Source organism: Arthrobacter sp. SE2 (genome assembly GCF_058244265.1).
Window position 1 is genome coordinate 1 of sequence record NZ_JBZAYA010000014.1, and the last position, 18,984, is coordinate 18,984.

The following is an 18,984-nucleotide window of genomic DNA, read 5'->3' on the forward strand; positions in this document are numbered from 1 at the left end:
TGGCAGCGTAGAATCATCCACTAATTCCGCTGTCCGAAATCCCCGCAGCAGCTCACACGTCACCGAGCTACGCGCCGCCGCCTAAGCGGCTCAGCTGAGCACGACGCCAGTTACGGCTTGACCGGGTTGCCCGGGAGGATCTCAGAGGGAACGGGCTGGGGCAACGGGAGCGTGGGCGTTGGAACCACGGGCGTCGGGATCGTAACGGGTCCCGGGCGGCCCTTGGCGATGTCCTGCAATTCTTTACGCGGATCCGACTCGGACCCTGGGGTAGTGCTGGGTGTGGCGTGCGGCGACGGACGCGTGTTCTTGATTTGGGCGCCGGGGCTGGAGGACTCCGGCGAAGGCGACGCGGGATTGCCCGTCCCCTGGGTGGGCATCGGAACTAGCTCCGGGCGCGTTCCCTGCTGTTGCGGAGCGTTGCCGCCGGACCCAGGGGTGAGCTGGGAGACTACCGATCCCACCACGGCGCCCAAGTGTTCAATCGTTCCCGGAATGCCGCCGTCGGACGCGGCCGCAGCGGTAGCTCCGGCAGCAAGCGAAGCCGCAACGGCAACAGCAGCGAAGGTCAGTCGGGCCTTTTTGCTCCGACGAGCGGCCAGTTCATCAGCAGGTGCAGCCGCGGCGCCGGAAGTCGTCTCCACAGCGGTAACTGCCTCAAAAGCGGCAACAGTCTCAACAGGCGCAATCGCCATGCGGGCCGGTGCCATCAACGCTTGCACAGCCGCCGAGGGCTGCGGCCGTGTGCTCGCAAGGGCGCGCAGTTCCAGCAGCTCGGTCCGGATCTCGTACGCTTCGTCGAGCCCGGCATCAGCAAGCAGGCGGTCGATGCCTTGCTCGCCGAAGGATGCGGATTTTTCGCTCATGATGTGCCATTCCTTAGTAGTGCACGTTCTCTCAGTGCACTCAATGCCCTGCGCTGCAACTGCTTCACGGCTCCCTGGGATTTGCCCATGATGTCCGCTGTTTCTTCCAACGAAAGGTCCGCCACGACCCGTAGTGCCAGGACCTCCCGGTAATCCGGGTTGAGGTCGGCCAGTAGCTCCGTTACGCCTAGGCCTTCCCCATGCCCGAATGCCTGGTCCTCGGCCGAAGGCGCGCGCCGCGAATCCAGATCAGATTCATAGGGCGCGGAATAAGGGGTGCGTTCCCGTTTGCGATAGTGATCCACCATTCGCGCGTGCGCTATGGAGAAGAGCAGGGTCTTGGCCCCCTGGAGACCTCCGCGGAGGGAATCCAGTTTGGGATAAAGCGCCAGGAACACGTCCTGGGTAACTGCTTCCGGATCGTCTACGCCGCGGGCGCGTAGGTATCCAAACACCGGTCCGGAAAACTCGTTGTAGGCAGCTGTGAAGAGCAGTGCGGGATCTTCCTCGTCCGCCTGCAAATATTCATCAGCCAAAGGGTCAAGCACCCGCGACCCCTCCATCCCACGCAGCGCGGTCATCGTCCCTGGCCTGGGAAATGACCGCTGCTGCAGTCTGTTGCGTCGCGGGGCTCCTTGTCATTTAGCCAAGGAGCCCCGCCGTTCAAGCGTAGCCGCAGTGTTACGGGCGGACAGAATCAGACGGCACGTGCACAGGCACCGTGGGCACCTGGGACGGCACAGCGGGGACGGCCGGCGCGGACGGCACAGCGGGAACCGCCGGTACGGCAGGCGTAGCAGGCAGTGCGGCGTTTCCATCGGCGTCCGCCTTGGCGGAAGCGGAACCGTCAGCCTTCAAGCCGGCAGCCTTGCCTTCGCTAACTACAGTTGCGCAGTGTGCGTTGACGTTGGCTTCGCCGCCAGCGGCGACAACCAGCGAGGAGTAGCCGGGCACCTTGGTGTCAGCCTTCAGACCGCCGTTGAGGAGAGCGGTGCAGAGGCCGAACGCCTCCGGCGAGACGGCCTTGGCCGATGCGACTGCTGCGGCGGCCTTGGACTTCGCGTCGTCAACGGCGTCGGTGGCCTTCGACTTGGCGTCGGCGGCGGCGTCAGTGGCCTTGGAGGTCGCCATCTGGGACGCCTCGGCCGTCTTGGACTCTGCGGACTCGGCTGCTTTGGATGCGGCCGGAGCCGGCGCTCCGAGGATCTCGTGGGCGCTCTTCTGCATATCGTTGGGAAGCGCTCCGTTGAAGGCTGCGACGCCGGTTCCGCCAACCGCTACAGCTCCGGCGGCAAGGACGCCGGCGGCGATTTTGCTGGTGGCAAGGACAGTGAACAAGGACATGGAACCCTCCGACAAACGTTTTGGGACTGCTCCGGCAGCGGCTTTGTCGCTACCGGATGATCAGTGCGGACGTTGTCCACACTCCCCTTACATCGCTGGCGGTCCCGGCGAGGTTACGCCCGATCCAAAAAAACTTTCAGGCGAGGGACCTGGCCTGCTCAATCAGCTTGAGTACCTCGACCGGCCCGGCCGGATCCACGGGGAGCGGCAGAGCGGAGGCGGCACCGCCGTCGGCGATCTTCTCCCCAAGGATCCGGTAGAACTCCTGGTAGGCGCCCCGCTCAGTGGGCACCGAGGTCCGCACGCCGTCGATTTCCAGCGTGCCGTAGTGGTGAGGATCGTCGACGCCGTAGGCGCCATCCGTGGGCAGGCCGCCCGCCAGGATGAACGGTTCCTGCGGATCGATTCCGTACTTCATGAATCCACCCTTGCTGCCCAGGATGCGGAAGCGCGGAGCGTGAAGCTGGCTGTTGACGTTCATGGCGACATGGCTGAGCACTCCGGAAGCGTGCTTCAGGACCAGGAAGACGTCGTCGTCAGCCTTTTCCTGGGGCCGTCGCGCCAGTATTTCTGCGTGGATGACTTCGCCGGGACCGAACATCTGCAGCGCCAGGTCCAGCAGGTGGGTCCCCAGGTCGAAGAGCAGCCCACCGCCGTCGTCGGCTGTGGCGCCGGCCTTCCACGCCTTGCTGATTTCGGGCGCCCACCGCTCCATTGACGCCTCGCAGCGCATGACCTCGCCCAGCGTCCCGGCGTCGAGCAGCTTCTTCGCCGTGAGGGCGTCGCCGTCCCAGCGGCGGTTTTGGTAGACCGTCAGCACGCGGCCCAGCCTCGCGGCCAGCGCGATCAGTTCCTGCCCCTGCGCGCTGGTCACCGCGAATGGCTTATCCACGACGACGTCGAGCCCGGCTTCCAGCGCGGCCTTCGCGAGCGGGTGATGGGTCGCGGGCGGCGTGCCGAGCACCACGAGGTCCAGTTCGCCGGCAAGCGCCAAGACGACTTCCGGACTATCCACGATCCTCGTGCCGGGATACCGCTCGTGGGCCTTGGCCTTGCGGCCCGCATCAGAAGTCGCGATGACCTCGAGGGAATACGCGGGATTGGCTGCAATGAACGGCGCGTGAAAGACACTGCCGGAAAGGCCAAAGCCGACGACGGCGGTGCGGATCGGTGTGTGGTTCATGCCGCTACGCTACCGGGCGAAGGTGGCCCGGCGAAGGTAATGTCAGCAGTCTTTCAGCAGGCGAGTGACGAGCTCGCGCCACGACGCCGCAAGGCGCTCCGGCGCGACCCCGTGAGAGCGAAGGGCATGGAGCGTGCGTTCAGGATCCAGGGTGGCGCCGAGGGAAAGAGCCAGCAGCCAAGGATCGCGGTCCAGGCCCGCTTCCCGCAGCAGCATCTCGATGTGCCGGTGCCACAACACGACCGGCGGGGCGTCGTGCCGATTCTGCGGGGAATGCTCCGCCGCGGCGCGTGCCAGCTCGCCGTATTCTTCGACATATTTGATGCGCGCTTCACCAAAGGCAATGAGGCGTTCAAGCGGGGGTGCTCCGGGACCCAGCGGCGGTGGACCGAAGATGAACTCTCGCTGGAATTCGGCTTCCGCGTCGCTCAGGAGAGTCATCATGAGTCCTGCCCTGCTGCCGAAACGGCGGAAGACGGTCCCTTTCCCGACATCGGCCCTGCACGCGAGCATGTCCATCGTGACAGCGTCCACGCCGTGCTCAGCCACGAGATCCCTCGCAGCTTGAAGGAGCCGTTCGCGGTTACGCGCGGCGTCACTGCGCTCCGGCTGCGTCCCGAAGGGCAACCCGGGCCGGATGGGGATGAGGCTCACAGAAACATTCTAGCCTTGGGAATATTAAGCGGACCGCAGTCCGTTTAGAATCTACGAAGGCAGCAAAAGCCTCCAAAACCGAGCGCCTGCGGCACCGTCCGCGGCCAGACCCAAGGAGTTCCCATGTCCAAGAACACCGTTCTCGCCCTCGTTGGCAGCCTCCGCGCCGATTCCCACAACCGCAAGCTCGCCGAAGCCATTCAGCTCAACGCTCCCGAAAACGTCGAAGTACAGATCCACGGCTCCCTCGGCAACATCCCGTTCTACAACGAAGACATCGACGTCGAGGGCCAGGTTCCCGCCGAAGCCGCTGCCCTCCGCGCTGCTGCCGCCGCAGCCGACGCCATCCTGCTTGTCACGCCGGAACACAACGGCACCATGCCGGCATCCCTCAAGAACGCCATCGACTGGCTGTCCCGCCCGTTCGGCGCCGGTGCGCTGGCAGGCAAGCCGACCGCCGTCGTCGGTACCGCCTTTGGCCAGTTCGGTGGGGTCTGGGCGCAGGACGAGGCCCGTAAGGCAGCCGGCATCGCCGGCGCCAAGATCCTCGAGGACGTCAAGCTCGCCGTTCCGGGCTCCATGATCCGCTTCGCTGAACTGCACCCGAAGGACGACGCCGAAGTTGTCGAGCAGATCAAGGGCATCTTCGAGCCGCTGACCGCCGTCCAGGAAGAAGTAGCAGCCTAGTCCCTGCAGTTCACCCCGCGAGCCGCGAGAATGCCCCTGTCCCGCCGTTGAGGCGTGGGCGGGGGCATTCTTTGTCGGTACGATGGCGGCATGGCCGACTACAACCGCCATCCCGACGTCGACGCCTACCTTGAGGCCCTCCCGGATTGGCAACGCGCGATCGCCGGGCAACTACGCGACCTCATCCACGAAGCCGAGCCTGAAATCGTCGAGACGATCAAGCGCCGCACGAGGCCTTACTTCGTCCTTGACGGCAACGTTTGCGCGCTGCTCGCAGCCAAGGACCACGTGAACCTGTTCCTTTACGACGGCGCGATTGTCCCCGATCCGGACAACATCATCACATCGGGGCACGAAAACAAGACCGCCCGCATGATCACCTTCCACCAGCGCGACGAGATTCCCCGTGCACCGCTCACCACAATGCTGCGGCAGATCGCTGCGAACAACCGCGGCGGCGGCTGGCGGAAGATCAAGGGAACGGGCTAGCCCGGAACGCCCTTCGAACCGGAAGCAAGGCGTCACCGCACCGCTACCATTCCGTGACTGAGCTGAGGCCGAACCGTCATGGACAGAGCGGTCCACACCCGGGCGGCCAGCCGTAACGTTGAGTTACAGGCACCAGGGGTGATCAGGGCAGGAGCGGGGGCTGTCATGCGGGTCGGACGCGGCGTGGAATGCACGACGACGGCGGTCGCCGCGCTGTGCCTGTCCCTTGCGCTCAGCCTGGCCGGCTGTGCGTCCCCAGGCGGTGGCGATCCGGGCGGGTCGCGCTCCGAACAACCGGGCTCACCCGGCTTCGTCCAGGCGACGCAGGAGCCCGTTACCGGGCCGATTCCCATGCCCCTTCCGGCTCCTCCCCCGTATATCAACCCGCCTACTGCGGCACCGCGGCCAACCACGGCGAGCCCGCTGGCACCCGCAGCCGTTCCGGTTCCTGCACCCCTCCCGACCGCAGGCGAATCGACTGGAACCACTGTGTATTTCGTGGCGATCGGCGACGGCGGCAGCCGCGGTGTGCGGTTCGGCTGCGACGACAGCCTGGTAGCTGTGCACGTCGCCGCCCCTCCGGGCAGCGACCCGCTGTCCGTGGCAATGGGGCAGCTGCTGGCGCCCGATGGAACCGCGTCCCGGGCAGGTTTGTACAACGCGCTCTCGGGCTCGGCGCTGCGCTACGTTTCGGGCTACCTCGACGGCACCACCGCCGTCGTGAACCTGAGCGGGTCGCTTCGTCCCGGAGGCGTGTGCGACCACCCGCGGATCGAAACCCAGCTGGCGCAGACCGCGGTGGCGGCTACGGGAGCATCCCAGGCCGCGATCTACATCGACGGGAACACCCTGGCGGACGTCCTGAGTTTGCGCTGAGGTGGCCCGTCACTCGAATAGCGCGTCCATGTCGGCATAACTCCGGGATCCGGCGAGGCCCGACCAGTTTCCGTCGCCAAGAACTTCCCTTGCCAGCCTGGAGACCTTCGCGTAGGCCGCCCTGGCAGTACTGCCGCCGATGCTGATTCGCCGCACGCCGACGTCGTGCAGTTCTCCGGGCGACGGCGAACCCAAACCGGCCAGAGCGTTGAGCGGTGCGCTGATCCGCCGGGAGAGATCGTGCAGAACATGGAGATCCGTCAAACCCGGCACGAAAATTCCGTCCGCCCCGGCCCGCTGATAGGCGTCCGCACGGCGCAGCGTTTCCTCATACGCAGTGTCCGGAAACTTTCCAGACCAATAAGTGTCCGTACGCGCATTGATGAACAAGCCAACGCCCTCGTCCTCTGACGTCTGCCTGATCAGGGCGATGCGCCTGGACTGTTCACCGATCTCGCTCGGCGGTTGATCGGCCGAGTCCTCGATATTGATCCCGACGGCGCCCGCGTCGAGCACCGCTCGAACGGTGGCTTGGAGTTCTTCGTCGGTCCGGCCGTACCCGGTCTCGATATCCGCAGTCACGGGCAAGCGAGTGGCCTTTGCGATCCGCGACAGCGCTTCCATCGCAAGTTGCCGCGGAAGGTGGTCCCCGTCCCGGTACCCCAGGCTCCAGGAGACTGCCGAGCTGGAGGTCGCCACCGCCGTCGCTCCCGCTTCCTCAACCATTCGCGCAGATGCCGCATCCCACGCATTCACCAGAACCAACGGCGCGTGCGGCACGGCATGGAGCTCGTGAAAGCGGACAACCTTGGATTCGAGTTCGGGATGTGTCGTCATGGCTCTATTCCAGCCTTCCTGTGTCCGGACGTAAAGCGCTTCGCACCGCCAATCCCGAAATTGGGATGAAACATCCGTTGCTCAGTTGGCAACTCCGGGGAGTATCCTTTCAATGTGACCCACGAAACATTGGATGCCGGGCCCGAGTTGCCCGCGGAAGCAATCGACGCAATAGAGCGAGCAGCAACTGCCGCCCACCGCCACGAGGAACTTTTCTCGGAGCGCGCCGCCAACATCAAGCAGTCCGCTGTGCGTGACGTCTTCGACATTTCAATGCGGCCGGGACTCGTGTCCCTTGCCGGCGGAAACCCCTATCTGCAGTCCCTGCCCCTCGAGAAGCTCGGACAGACCGCCGCCCGCATCATCGCGGAGGAAGGCATGACCGCGCTGCAGTATGGGGGCGGCCAAGGAACCGAGGAACTGCGTACCCAGATCTGCGAGATCATGGCGGCGGAGGGCATCCGGGACGCCCGGCCGGAGAACGTGGTGATCACCGCCGGTTCCCAATCGGCCCAGGACGTGGCCACGAAGGTCTTCTGCAATCCGGGTGACGTCGTCCTCGTAGAAGACCCCACTTACGTGGGCGCACTGAACACCTTCGAGGCCTACCAGGTCCAGGTTGAGACAGTGGACATGGACAACGACGGCCTGGTCCCGGAGCTCCTGGAAGCCAAGATCGCGGCGCTTCAGGCCCAAGGCAAGAGCATCAAATTCCTCTACACGATCCCCAACTTCAACAACCCCTCCGGCATCACACTTGCTCCGGCGAGGCGTCAGCGCATCGTCGATATATGCCGCAATGCGAATATCCTGGTGCTCGAGGACAACCCCTACGGTCTTTTGCGCTTCGACGGCAACCCGCTGGAACCAATGCGGGCGGCGAACGAGCATGACGTCATCTACATGGGCTCTTTCTCCAAGATCTTTGCCCCCGGACTGCGGATCGGGTGGGCGCTTGTGCCCGAGCACCTTCAGCGGCGCTTCTACCTGGCTTCGGAAGCCGTGACCTTGTGCCCTCCCACCCTCAACCAGATGATCATCTCGGCATATCTTCGGGACTATGACTGGCGCGGGCAGATTGACACTTACCGGGCCCTGTACGAGGAACGCTGCAATGCCCTACTGGTGGCGCTGGAAGAACACATGCCGTCGGGCCTCAGTTGGACCAAGCCTGAGGGCGGCTTCTTCGTCTGGGTCACGCTGCCCGACGGCGTCGACACGTATCCATTGCTCAGGAAGGCAATCGAGGCAGGGGTCGTGTTCATCCCCGGCGCGGCGTTCACGCACTCTGACGAACCATCCAACAAACTGAGGTTGGCTTTCAGCGCAGTGCCACCGGAGTCCATCGCCGAAGGCGTCCGCCGATTGGCGCCGGTTTTGCAAGAAGCCATTGATGTCATCAGCAAAGGAGCAGATTTATGAGCGGAATAGTCCTCGTCGGAGTCGACGGCAGCGTAACAGCAAGGCGGGCCGCCGACTCGGCAAAGAATTTGGCAACTGCACTGGGCGCGGAACTCCGCGTCATCACCGCTTTTGAAGGCGCCCACGTGGAGGTCGTCGAAAGCGGAGGCGACAAGTGGATTCTCTCGGACGCCGACGCCGCGGAGAAGGTAGCCAGCAAAGTGGCCGCTGAACTCGCCTCCGACCAGTTGACCACAAGCTATGGAGCTGTCTTCGGCAAAGCCGGAGAGGCCCTCGTCAAGGAAGCCGAACGAGTGGGTGCCAAAGTGATCGTGGTCGGCAACCGCCGCATGCAGGGACTGGCCAGGGTTCTCGGCAGCGTTGCCAACACGGTGGCGCACAAAGCGCCGTGCGACGTCTACATCGCCAAGACGGACGAACCTTAAGCGACTCCCCCGACCCCGGGACTTTGACCGGGATCACGCGTTGTGGTGGGCGGTCTCACCCCGATTTTGGCCGTGCGGCTAGGACGCCGCCGGTAAAATTGAGGTGGCCCCCAAGGGCGCGAGCCGCCCATCACAACAACCCGTAGGGGATCCCTTTTGCTTACTCTGCAGCCGCGCCAACGCGTCGGACACGACATTCTGCTCGCCCGCCACGGGAACCACATCAGCTCCATGCGCTTCGACCGGGCAAATGACCGCATCGTGGCACTTCTCGACGACGGCTCGGTAGACAGCGCTCCGAACATGATCTCTCCGCTGCTCCAGATGCCGGAAACGTTCCGCAGCATCCTTCGCTCCGACTGGAAATTGTTGCTCGTGGTTGCTTCCGCAATGCTCGCCGTCGGAGCCCTGGCCATGGTGCTGTCATTTGGAATGATCGGCAGCATGAGCGACCAGCAACTGCGCGACCTTGCGCTCAGCTACACGTCCTACTAGCTCAACCAACCGCGCAGGACCCACCAAAGTCCTGCGATGACCACCCCGCCGAACAACGAACCGGCGATGACCTGGCCGCGGGTATGGTCCCGTAGGACGACGCGGGACCAGCCGACGGCCGGAACCAGAAGCAGTAGCGGCAACCACACCGGCCCGAACATAAGGGCCACAATGACTGCAGCCGCGGAGATTGCCGAGGCATGACCGCTGATTTTCCACATGAGGCTGACTGCGGCCAACACTGTGATGCCGCCAATCAGTGCAAGGATCATCGCTGAGACGCTCGTCGGGGCGTGGATGAGGTTCAGGACCACCAGCCCCACGACCACGGACACGAGCGCAAGCATCAGCAAGGGCGCACGCTCCCTGCGATCGCTGACGTGGTGGTCGCTGAGCCTGCCGAGCCTCACCAGGGCCAAGACGTAGGCCAGCGGCAGCACACACACAAAGAGCGCCGCCAGGACACCGAACCATATCGTCCCCGGGAAACCCGGGTCCACCGCGGGGCTGATGAGCAGCAAGACGGACACGACGGCGGGCGGCTGGAAGACTTCCGTCAGGACCCGGGCAACACGGTGCCGGGCCCCAACGCCGCGCTGCCCTCCTCCAACGCCGCGCCGCTTTTCGCCAATACCGCTCTGCTCTCTCCCACCGCCGCTCTGCTCTCCCTCAATGCCGCTCTGCTCAGTCAAGCAGCAGGGCCGGCTCTTCGAGGATGGCCGCGACGTCGGCCATGAAGCGGGCGGAGAGGTCCCCGTCCACCACCCGGTGATCGAACGAACCGCCAAGCGTTGTGATCCAGCGAGGGATGACCTCGCCGTCGAGCACCCAAGGCTTTTGCTTGATGGTGCCGAACGCGACGATTGCCACCTCACCGGGGTTGATGATGGGCGTTCCTGTATCGATGCCCAGGGCGCCGACGTTCGTGATGGTGAGCGAGCCGCCCTGCATCTGCGCGGGCTGGGTCTTGCCCGCGCGAGCCGTGCTGGCTAGCTCGTTGAGCGCGAGGGCCAGTTCCTTGAGGGAAAGGTCCTGGGCATCCTTGATGTTCGGGACCATGAGCCCTCTCGGCGTAGCTGCGGCAATACCGAGGTTCATGTAGTGCTTGACGTGGATCTCCGCGTTTCCGTTGCCATCGGCGTTCTCCACCCAGGTCGCGTTAACGCTCGGATTGCGTGCCGCGGCCCAAATCACGGCCTTGGAGAGAATCAGCAGAGGCGACACCTTGATGCCCTCAAAGTCCCTGGAGGCCTTGAGTCGCTTGACGAATTCCATCGTGCGGCTGGCATCGACGTCAACGAAGATACTCACGTGCGGTGCCGTGAAGGCCGACTCCACCATGGCCTTGGCGGTGGCCTTGCGGACGCCCTTGACGGGGATCCGTTCCACCCGCTGATCCTGCGGCTTCTTGGACGCACCCCAGAACTTGTCTGCTTGGTCCACCTCGGCGTCGCGCTGCGACTGGTAGCTCACCAAGTCCTCGCGGGTCACTTCGCCGCGGGCTCCCGTGGGCACGACGTCGGCCAGATCAATCCCTAGTTCGCGGGCGATCTTGCGCACGGGAGGCTTGGCCAACACCCGGTTGACGATGCCGCTGACCGTTGCGCCGAGGCCGGTGAGACCCGGCGTCTGGCCTGCGGGTGCCTGGCTTGCGGCTCCCTGGCTTGTAGCCGCGGGCTGCTGTGCGGCAACGGGCGGCAGGGCCGGAGCGGTGGGCTCGACGACGGGTTCGACGACGGCGGGTGCCGTGCTCGGCGCGGCCGCGGTTGCAGCGCGAACGGCGCCTTCCGGGCGTTTACGCGGGCGGCGCTTGACGGCGTCGGCCTTGGGGCCTGAGCCAACCAGCGGACCGCCGGCGGGACCGCCGTCGGACGTTCCGGCGTCGTGGGGCAACTTGCCGTACATCGAGGCTTCGAAGACCTGTTCGGCTGCGGGCGCGGCAGGCGGGGCGAGGGACGACGCGACGGCGCTCGGAGCCGCCGGCGCCGGGGTGGGCTCCGGTTCTCCCGGCGCATTGTCCGAAATGCCGATAATCGCGGTTCCTACTTCAACCGTGATGCCTTCGGCAACGAGCAATTCCGCCACCGTTCCCGCATACGGGGACGGCAATTCCACGAGGGACTTGGCGGTCTCGATCTCGCAGATGACGTCGTTGATGGCCACGGTGTCGCCGGGCTTGACCTTCCAGGAGACGATTTCCGCCTCGGTCAGTCCTTCGCCGACATCCGGCAGGTTGAATTTCTTAACAGTCACTTGTGTCCTCGATCTCGGCTGGCCCGTCCGCATGGCGGCGGGTGCAATCAGGGGCGGCTAGTAGGCCAGGGAACGGTCCAGGGCTTCGAGGATCTTGTCGATGTCCGGCAAGTAGTCCTCTTCCACCTTCGCCACCGGATACGGCATGTGGAAACCGCCCACGCGGATAACCGGAGCCTCAAGGTGCAAGAAGGCACGCTCACTGATCCGCGCAGCGATCTCGCCGCCGATCCCCCCGAATGTCGGGGCTTCGTGGGCAACGATCAACCGGCCGGTCTTCTTGACGGAAGCGGTGACGGTGTCGAAGTCGATAGGGGAAATCGAGCGTAGGTCGATCACCTCGATGCTGCGCCCGTCCTCTTCCGCCGCCGCTGCTGCGGCCAGCGCGACCGGCACCAGCGGACCGTAAGCCACGATGGTGGCGTCGGAGCCTTCGCGCAGGATGTGCGCCTCGAACGGGTCCGACGCCGGTCCCGGGTTCTCGGTGTCCACCTCGCCCTTGAGCCAGTAGCGGCGCTTGGGTTCGAAGAAGATGACCGGGTCCGTGCAGTCAACGGCCTGCTGGATCATCCAGTAGGCGTCGTGGGCATTGGACGGGGTGATGATGCGCAGGCCGGCGGTGTGGGCGAACAGCGCTTCCGGTGATTCCGAGTGATGTTCGATCGAGCCGATGCCGCCACCGTAAGGAATGCGGATGACCACGGGAACAGTCAGCTTGCCGCCGCTGCGCGAGTGCATCTTGGCCAATTGCGTAGTGATCTGGTTGAAGCCGGGGAACACAAAGCCATCGAACTGGATCTCGCAGATGGGACGGTAGCCGCGCAGGGCCAGGCCTATCGCGGTGCCGACGATGCCGGACTCAGCCAGCGGGGTATCAACCACCCGGTCTGCACCGAACTCCCTAATCAGTCCGTCGGTCACGCGATAGACACCGCCGAGCGGCCCGATGTCTTCGCCCATGAGCAAGGACTTCGGGTTGTTGGTGAGCGAGGCACGCAGGCCTTCGTTGATGGCCTTGGCTATGGTCATGGTGGTCATCAGTTGCCTGTCCCCTCTTCCTCGTCGCCTTCGAATCCGGCGGAGTACTCCTCGAACCAGGCAAGTTCCTCGGCCACCAGCGGGTGCGGTTCGGCATAGACCCCGGCGAATGACTCGCGGAAGTTCGGGCCCCGCAAATTTTGGGTGGTGCTACGGACATGGGCAGCGAGTTTGTCGCCGTCAATCCTGACTTGCTCAAAGAAAGCTTCGTCGGCCAGGCCCTCGTTGCGGAGGTACTTCTCCAAGCGATCCAAGGGATCCTTGCCCCGCCATGCGGTTTCTTCGGCGGATTCGCGGTACTTGGTGGGGTCGTCCGCCGTGGTGTGGGCACCAACACGATAGGTATATGCCTCAATGAGTACCGGACCGCGGCCTTCGCGGGCGTGTTCAAGCGCCCACTCGGTGACCGCATGGACGGCGATGACGTCGTTGCCGTCCACCCGGATGCCCGGGAACCCGTATCCCTTGGCCCGGTTGAACAGCGGAACCTTGGTCTGGACCTCGGTGGGGACTGAGATGGCCCAGTGGTTGTTCTGGCAGAAGAACACCACGGGAGCGTTGTAGGACGCCGCAAAGACCATGGATTCGTGGACGTCGCCTTCGGAGCTGGCACCGTCGCCGAAGTAGGCCACAACAGCCGCCTTCGGATCGTTGGAACCATTGGCTTCCGCGAGCTTCTGGTCCCGCTGGATTCCCATGGCGTAACCCACGGAATGCAGCGTCTGGGCCGCAAGCACGAGGGTGTAGAGATGGAAGTTGTTCTCGGTGGGATCCCAGCCACCATTCGAAATTCCGCGGAACAGCTTCAGGAGTTCCGCCAGATCCACATCACGGGTCAACGCAACGCCGTGTTCCCGGTATGTGGGGAAGATGTAGTCCTGCCGTTGGGTTGCGCGGCCCGAACCGATCTGGGCGGCTTCCTGGCCGGTGAGGGGAACCCAAAGAGCCAGCTCGCCTTGGCGCTGGAGGGCCGTGGCTTCCTGATCGAAGCGGCGGACCTTGGCCATGTCGGCGTAGAAGCCCCGGAGCTGCTCAGGATCAAGGCGCTTCGCGTAGTCCGAGAAGACGGGATCTGTCCCTAGCTTGCCGTCCGGCCCCAGCAGCTGGATCATCTCGGCAGCGGGATCGCTTGAAGCGCCTCCCGCAGGAGACTGCTGATCCAGTCCCGTTCCGTTGATCCCGGGGGTGGGCAATTGAGTTGCGCCCATTCCGTCTCCTTGCCTGCCGCAGCCCGATGCTGAGCAATATTCGCTGATATATGCCGATTCCGGAATGCATTCCGGAATCGGCATATCTTGGCTTTCGTCCCTTACTTTATCCGCAGTAAGGGACGCAGGGGCATTTGTTAACCGCTAGGAAGGCTGCGGCCCTTTTGTATAGGACGCACAGAGCTCGAGGAATCGGGTATTGGCCTCGACTTCTCCAATACTGACCCGGACGCCTTCGTTGCCGAAGGCTCGCACGGACAACGCCCGCTCGCCTGCAAGTGCGGCAAACTCGGCGCTATTCTCCCCAAGATTCAGCCAGACGAAGTTGCCTTGGGCCTCGGGCACGAACCATCCCAGCTCTCGGAGTCCTGCGGTAACCCGGTCCCGCTCGTCAACCAGACTTTGTACCCTTTCCACAACTTGGTCGAAATTCTCCAACGAAGTAATGGCGGCGCGTTCAGCAATCTGCGAGACGGCGAACGGCGTGGCAGTGACGCGCAGGTGCTGGGTGAGATCCGGACCGGAAACGCTGTATCCAACGCGCAGCCCCGCAAGGCCGTGGGCCTTGGAAAAGGTGCGGAGGACAACGACGTTGGGGTACTTGCGGTACAGCTTGATGCCGTCCACGGCCTTCTCGTTCCTGACGAACTCCTGGTAGGCCTCATCTATAACTACGACCACGCCTGCCGGCACTGACTGGATGAACCGTTCGGTTTCCTCGGCGGTGAGGATGGGGCCCGTAGGGTTGTTTGGCGTGCAAAGCAGAATCACCTTGGTGCGGACCGTCACAGCGGCCGCCATGGCCTCGAGATCGTGGCGTCCATCGGAAAGCAACGGGATCTGGATGCTCTCGGCCCCGGCCAGCCCCACACAGATCGGGTAGGCCTCGAAGGAGCGCCACGCATAGATAACCTCATCGGCCTTGCCGTCGTGGTTCTGGCCGGCGAAGGTGGCAAGGATCTGGTTCAGTGCACCGAGGCTTCCGGCTCCGGTGACGACGTCGTCAGCGGGGACTCCCAGGAAGTCGGCGAGCGCTGTGCGCAGCTTGGTGGACAAAGGGTCCGGGTACCGGTTGATGTCCGACTGATCAGCGATTGCCTGGAGCACTGCGGGAATCGGGGGTAGCGGGTTTTCATTGGACGACAGTTTGTAACTGGTCAGGCCCTCTATTGCTACGGGAGGCTTCCCTGCAGCATATTTGGGGAGCCTGTCCACAACCGGGCGGGGACGCACGCCCTCCGGTGCGTTGTCAGAAGAATTCATGGCACCAGCCTACTTGCAGGGCTTCGGGCCATGCTGGCAGGCCCTCTGGGCAGCGCACATGAAAGCCGGCCTGTGAAAACCTGTGCGTGCGAAAACCAGCGCATGGGAAACAGGGCGCATGTGAAAGCATGGGCGTATGGGTTCATTCATTGTGCGCGTCCTGATCAACGGGCTGGCCCTCTGGGTTGCCAGCTGGATTCTGCCGGGGATGGATATCTCGACTTCGGCAACCACCAACGCAGTAGGCAACGCGGGCGTCACTCAAGGCGGCGACACATTGGGCGTGGTTCTTGCCTACCTCTTCATAGGGCTCATTTTTGGCATCGTCAATGCCTTTGTCCGGCCTTTGGTCAACCTGCTCTCCCTCCCGATCACGATCCTCACTCTCGGCCTGTTCACTATTGTCATCAACGCGGCCATGTTGTCCCTCACAGCGTGGCTCAGCAGCTACACGCCAGTACACCTCACCATCGACCGTTTCTTTTGGACCGCAGTTCTCGCAGCGATCATCATCAGCCTGATCTCCATGGTGGCCAGCTGGATTCCAGGCGGTAGGCGGTAAGGAGCGTTGGCAGGTGGTAGCAGGTATCCCACCAGCTTGTTCGACCGCTTTTTGTCAGCGCCTTCCCCGCGGGGCCGGGGGTGTTTCGCGGATCAGCTTGAACCGACTCACCTTGGCCACTCCACCAGCGCCCAGTATCCCGCCCAGGGTGGCTGTGGAAGCGGCCAGCGAAGGATCGGAACTGAGCTGCACCAGCTTCGCCCCTTCCTCGTAGCGTGAGAGCTTGTGCGCCGGCCCAATTCCCGGGTCCTCGCCGGGTTCCAGGATCACCGGATTGGTCATGGTCACCGTAACCCTGTCCTTGGTGTCCGGATTCGCTTTGCCTTCCGCACCGGGAACCCAATCCTGTTCATGCTCCAGGTGCAGGCTCCCGATGCCGGCTTGCGGCGTGATCCCGCCCACGGGTGATCCGGCTGTCACCACAAACTTGAGGTCGTACTCGGCGAGGAACGCATTGTCCTTGCTCAAGTTCATGGCATGGATTCCCCCTTGGCTATGGCCGACTGCCACCACCGCCTCGCCGGCCGCGGCACCTGCCTCAAGCAGCGCCTGACGGATGGCCTTGCTGGTTTCCGTCGAGTTGTAGCCCAGCGCTTCGGCAATCCCGGCTTCGTCCAATGGATTGCTGCCTCCTGGCGGATTGCCCGGCTGGGTGCCCGGAATCAAGACCACCCACGCCCGCGCTCCGTCCTTACCTACCTGCAGGACTTCTATTTCGCCCTCTGAAGTGGCACCGACGTGATCCAGTTCCCTGAGCATTCCTGCTGCCGACAGGTCAACGCTCTCGGTGGCGATCTCTCCCCGGCTGACCGAAACAGGACGTGGCCTGAGGAAAGCCAATCCGGGCACCGCCACGATCGCTCGCAGGACGGCACCGACATCAGTGGGCCCGACTGTCGCCCCTGAAAGGTTCGCCGCTACCGGGGGTAGCCCCATCATCAGCGCCAATATCCGGGTCAGATCCCGGACGCCTCCTTCCGTGGCGCCCCTCAAGCCAAGATCCAGGGGGCTCGGGCCAGTTGCGAGCACAGGCATTCCCATGCCCATCCGCAGCCTGATCGCCGCATGCGATTCCGCAAACTCGTATTCACGATGGCTTGCCCTGACATCGCTGCCAATCCGCTGAAGCTGTTCGCGGACCCGTCCAATCTCCCGGCCGCTCTCGCCTACGGCGATGATGGCGTTGCTTCCACTTGGGTAAGCCGAGGCCTGGTGCGGGAAGAGAGCCACCTTTACCCGCTCAGCTTCCACTTCAATTGCCTGCAGTTGGAGCACTAGTCCGTCCAGCGCGGCAGCGCCAGCAAGCAGCTCTTCGAATTGGAAGCGGATTCCGCCGACTCCGCCACGTATCCGCAAGGTGCCATCCGGCTCGGGTGTTCGAGGGTGGGGAGTTCCGCCCGCGCCGACAGGAGCGACCTCGGCCATCAGAAGCCAGGCTGGAGTTTCGATGCCACCTTCTGGGCATGGCGAAGGGTCACCGCAGCGGCCTCGCGCAAGGCATCACGCCCCCTTCGAAGGGAGGCAGCCTGCAAAGCCAGCGTGGTCCGGTAGGCACGGCCGGCCGGCGACTCCCATTGCTCAAGTTGCAATTGCGCCAGCTTGGCAAGGACGGCGTCGGCTTGGTCGGCGCAGACGCTCATCCGCCATCCGAGTTTCTGGATCTCCGCGCCTCGCGAAATACATTGCTGCGAATCCAGATCCGTTCCTCCGGCCGCCATAAGAATGCCGCTCAAGACGTTGCCCTCCTCCATGTCCATTGATGTTGTGGTAGCGACGCTACGTTGTGCTTCGGTGGCGCGGAACCGCCGTGATCGGCTATGTGGATAACCTGCCGGAAACACGGCCCGGAAGAGGATGCCGCGATCTTATGCACATAGTGAAGTCCGGCTTAATGGCGCGAGCCGAGTTCATGAAAGAATTGACTCATGCCTGAAACCGTCGCCGCCGCTGTTACCCGTACGCCCTCTGGACGCCAGGCTCTCGCCACGTCGCCGGAGCCGATCGCCTTGGGCCCGCTGGACGGCCGGTACCAGTCCGCCGTCGCTCCCCTGGTCGACTACCTGTCCGAGGCCGCTCTCAACCGCGACCGCGTCGCCGTCGAAGTCGAGTGGCTCATCCACCTGACCAGCAACAACGTACTTCCCGGCGCCGGTCCACTGACCACCGAACAGCAGGAGAAGCTGCGCTCCATCGTCACCGAATTCGACGCCGCTTCGGTCACCGAACTCGCTGAAATCGAAGCCGTCACGGTCCACGACGTCAAGGCCGTTGAGTACTACATCGGCCGCCGCCTCCCCGCGATCGGTATCGAGAACCTGACCGCTATGGTGCACTTCGGCTGCACATCGGAAGACATCAACAACCTTTCCTACGCCTTGGGCGTCAAGGGTGCCGTGGAAGATGTCTGGCTCCCTGCTGCCAGCGCCTTGGTGGAGCAGATCGAAGCGATGGCCGAGGAGAACCGCGCCGTCCCGATGCTTTCCCGCACGCACGGCCAGCCGGCCACTCCCACCACTCTTGGCAAGGAACTGGCGGTCATCACGCACCGCCTGAGCCGCCAGCTGGACCGCGTTTCCAAGACCCAGTACCTGGGCAAGATCAATGGCGCTACCGGCACGTATGCCGCACATGTCGCTTCCGTTCCCGGTGCCGATTGGGAGGCCGTGGCCCAGTCCTTCGTTGAAGGCCTGGGACTGACCTGGAACCCGCTGACCACCCAGATCGAGAGCCACGACTGGCAGGCCGAGCTCTATGCCGACGTCGCCCGCTTCAACCGCATTCTGCACAACGTCTGCACGGACATCTGGAGCTACATCTCGATTGGCTACTTCCGCCAGATCCCGGTTGCCGGCGCCACCGGCTCCTCCACCATGCCGCACAAGGTCAACCCGATCCGCTTCGAAAACGCCGAGGCCAACCTGGAGATTTCCAACGGACTGCTGGACACTCTGGGCGCGACGCTCGTTACCTCCCGCTGGCAGCGAGACCTGACCGACTCTTCCTCGCAACGCAACATCGGCGTCGCATTCGGACACTCGCTCCTCGCGATCTCGAATGTTGCCAAGGGACTGAAGGCCCTGGACGTCGCCGAGGATGTGCTGGCAGCCGACCTCGACACCAACTGGGAAGTCCTGGGCGAAGCGATCCAGATGGTCATGCGCGCCGAGGCGATCGCCGGCGTTGAGGGCATGGAGAACCCGTACGAGCGACTCAAGGATCTCACCCGTGGTCAGCGCGTCGATGCCGTCCGCATGCAGGAGTTCGTCTCGAGCCTTGGCTTGTCTCCCGAAGCCGAGGCACGCCTCCTGGCACTTACTCCAGGCAAGTACACCGGTATCGCGGACCAGTTGGTGGACCACCTGAAGTAGAACGCGGCGCTGTT

Annotated in this window: 21 protein-coding genes; 8 read left to right on the forward strand and 13 right to left on the reverse strand. The window is 64.0% G+C overall.

What is annotated here, in order from left to right:
• Positions 1–110 precede the first annotated feature (110 nt).
• The 5 genes from AC4CS3_RS17695 to AC4CS3_RS17715 all read right to left on the reverse strand — a co-directional run bounded on the left by AC4CS3_RS17695 (position 111) and on the right by AC4CS3_RS17715 (position 4,047).
• Positions 111–866 carry a hypothetical protein gene (locus AC4CS3_RS17695; protein WP_490784526.1) on the reverse strand — a complete coding sequence of 252 codons (756 nt, stop codon included), beginning with the start codon at positions 864–866 and terminating at the stop codon, positions 111–113.
• Positions 863–1,414: an RNA polymerase sigma factor gene (locus AC4CS3_RS17700; protein WP_490784527.1), complete on the reverse strand. Its 552-nt coding sequence runs from the start codon at positions 1,412–1,414 to the stop codon at positions 863–865. Before AC4CS3_RS17700 ends, AC4CS3_RS17695 begins: the two co-directional genes overlap by 4 nt.
• A gap of 133 nt (positions 1,415–1,547) precedes the next feature.
• Positions 1,548–2,210: a hypothetical protein gene (locus tag AC4CS3_RS17705; protein WP_490784528.1), complete on the reverse strand. Its 663-nt coding sequence runs from the start codon at positions 2,208–2,210 to the stop codon at positions 1,548–1,550.
• Between the two features lie 136 nt (positions 2,211–2,346).
• Positions 2,347–3,393, reverse strand: a complete 1,047-nt coding sequence (locus AC4CS3_RS17710; protein ID WP_490784529.1) for a Gfo/Idh/MocA family protein — start codon at positions 3,391–3,393, stop codon at positions 2,347–2,349.
• 42 nt (positions 3,394–3,435) lie between these two features.
• Entirely contained in the window at positions 3,436–4,047 is a 612-nt protein-coding gene (locus AC4CS3_RS17715) for a TetR/AcrR family transcriptional regulator (RefSeq protein ID WP_490784530.1), read from the reverse strand.
• 123 nt (positions 4,048–4,170) lie between these two features.
• Here AC4CS3_RS17715 and AC4CS3_RS17720 point away from each other — a divergent pair, with 123 nt between their 5' ends.
• The 3 genes from AC4CS3_RS17720 (at position 4,171) to AC4CS3_RS17730 (ending at position 6,099) form a co-directional block, all read left to right on the forward strand.
• A complete protein-coding gene (locus AC4CS3_RS17720) occupies positions 4,171–4,734 on the forward strand; it encodes an NAD(P)H-dependent oxidoreductase (RefSeq protein ID WP_490784531.1) in 564 nt (187 codons plus the stop codon).
• Positions 4,735–4,824: 90 nt separating this feature from the next.
• Positions 4,825–5,223 carry a DUF1801 domain-containing protein gene (locus AC4CS3_RS17725; protein ID WP_490784532.1) on the forward strand — a complete coding sequence of 133 codons (399 nt, stop codon included), beginning with the start codon at positions 4,825–4,827 and terminating at the stop codon, positions 5,221–5,223.
• 165 nt (positions 5,224–5,388) lie between these two features.
• Positions 5,389–6,099 (forward strand): GerMN domain-containing protein, encoded by a 711-nt coding sequence (locus AC4CS3_RS17730; protein WP_490784533.1) that lies wholly within the window; start codon positions 5,389–5,391, stop codon positions 6,097–6,099.
• A 9-nt stretch (positions 6,100–6,108) separates the two neighbouring features.
• Here AC4CS3_RS17730 and AC4CS3_RS17735 read toward each other — a convergent pair whose 3' ends face one another.
• Entirely contained in the window at positions 6,109–6,936 is an 828-nt protein-coding gene (locus AC4CS3_RS17735; RefSeq protein ID WP_490784534.1) for an isocitrate lyase/PEP mutase family protein, read from the reverse strand.
• 114 nt (positions 6,937–7,050) lie between these two features.
• On the opposite strand from AC4CS3_RS17735, the gene AC4CS3_RS17740 reads away from it, so the two are divergent.
• The 3 genes from AC4CS3_RS17740 (at position 7,051) to AC4CS3_RS17750 (ending at position 9,278) form a co-directional block, all read left to right on the forward strand.
• Positions 7,051–8,358 (forward strand): aminotransferase-like domain-containing protein, encoded by a 1,308-nt coding sequence (locus tag AC4CS3_RS17740; RefSeq protein WP_490784535.1) that lies wholly within the window; start codon positions 7,051–7,053, stop codon positions 8,356–8,358.
• On the forward strand, positions 8,355–8,783 hold the full coding sequence (locus AC4CS3_RS17745) for a universal stress protein (protein WP_437771792.1): 429 nt from the start codon (positions 8,355–8,357) through the stop codon (positions 8,781–8,783). Before AC4CS3_RS17740 ends, AC4CS3_RS17745 begins: the two co-directional genes overlap by 4 nt.
• Positions 8,784–8,939: 156 nt before the next feature.
• On the forward strand, positions 8,940–9,278 hold the full coding sequence (locus AC4CS3_RS17750) for a hypothetical protein (RefSeq protein WP_113990649.1): 339 nt from the start codon (positions 8,940–8,942) through the stop codon (positions 9,276–9,278).
• Here AC4CS3_RS17750 and AC4CS3_RS17755 read toward each other — a convergent pair.
• From AC4CS3_RS17755 to AC4CS3_RS17775, 5 genes are all read right to left on the reverse strand, one after another.
• Positions 9,275–9,910 carry a phosphatase PAP2 family protein gene (locus AC4CS3_RS17755; protein ID WP_490784592.1) on the reverse strand — a complete coding sequence of 212 codons (636 nt, stop codon included), beginning with the start codon at positions 9,908–9,910 and terminating at the stop codon, positions 9,275–9,277. The genes AC4CS3_RS17750 and AC4CS3_RS17755 overlap by 4 nt on opposite strands.
• Before the next feature lie 52 nt (positions 9,911–9,962).
• Positions 9,963–11,531, reverse strand: coding sequence for a dihydrolipoamide acetyltransferase family protein (locus AC4CS3_RS17760; RefSeq protein ID WP_490784536.1), 1,569 nt, complete (start codon positions 11,529–11,531; stop codon positions 9,963–9,965).
• 57 nt (positions 11,532–11,588) lie between these two features.
• Positions 11,589–12,569, reverse strand: a complete 981-nt coding sequence (locus tag AC4CS3_RS17765; RefSeq protein ID WP_490784537.1) for an alpha-ketoacid dehydrogenase subunit beta — start codon at positions 12,567–12,569, stop codon at positions 11,589–11,591.
• A complete protein-coding gene (pdhA, locus tag AC4CS3_RS17770) occupies positions 12,569–13,777 on the reverse strand; it encodes a pyruvate dehydrogenase (acetyl-transferring) E1 component subunit alpha (RefSeq protein ID WP_441414113.1) in 1,209 nt (402 codons plus the stop codon). Before pdhA ends, AC4CS3_RS17765 begins: the two co-directional genes overlap by 1 nt.
• Before the next feature lie 144 nt (positions 13,778–13,921).
• Positions 13,922–15,040 carry a histidinol-phosphate transaminase gene (locus AC4CS3_RS17775; protein WP_490784538.1) on the reverse strand — a complete coding sequence of 373 codons (1,119 nt, stop codon included), beginning with the start codon at positions 15,038–15,040 and terminating at the stop codon, positions 13,922–13,924.
• A 136-nt stretch (positions 15,041–15,176) separates the two neighbouring features.
• Between AC4CS3_RS17775 and AC4CS3_RS17780 the strand changes: the two genes are divergently transcribed.
• Complete coding sequence (locus AC4CS3_RS17780) at positions 15,177–15,602, forward strand: phage holin family protein (RefSeq protein WP_441414115.1); 426 nt, start codon at positions 15,177–15,179, stop codon at positions 15,600–15,602.
• A 54-nt stretch (positions 15,603–15,656) separates the two neighbouring features.
• On the opposite strand, the gene AC4CS3_RS17785 is transcribed toward AC4CS3_RS17780, so the two are convergent.
• Both AC4CS3_RS17785 and AC4CS3_RS17790 read right to left on the reverse strand, forming a co-directional pair.
• The gene (locus tag AC4CS3_RS17785; RefSeq protein WP_490784539.1) at positions 15,657–17,027 is read right to left on the reverse strand and encodes a hypothetical protein; all 1,371 of its coding nucleotides are present in this window, start codon (positions 17,025–17,027) and stop codon (positions 15,657–15,659) included.
• Positions 17,027–17,335 carry a hypothetical protein gene (locus AC4CS3_RS17790; RefSeq protein ID WP_490784540.1) on the reverse strand — a complete coding sequence of 103 codons (309 nt, stop codon included), beginning with the start codon at positions 17,333–17,335 and terminating at the stop codon, positions 17,027–17,029. The genes AC4CS3_RS17785 and AC4CS3_RS17790 overlap by 1 nt, the downstream gene beginning before the upstream one ends.
• A gap of 192 nt (positions 17,336–17,527) precedes the next feature.
• On the opposite strand from AC4CS3_RS17790, the gene purB reads away from it, so the two are divergent.
• Positions 17,528–18,970, forward strand: a complete 1,443-nt coding sequence (gene purB / locus AC4CS3_RS17795) for an adenylosuccinate lyase (protein ID WP_490784541.1) — start codon at positions 17,528–17,530, stop codon at positions 18,968–18,970.
• Positions 18,971–18,984: the final 14 nt, after the last annotated feature.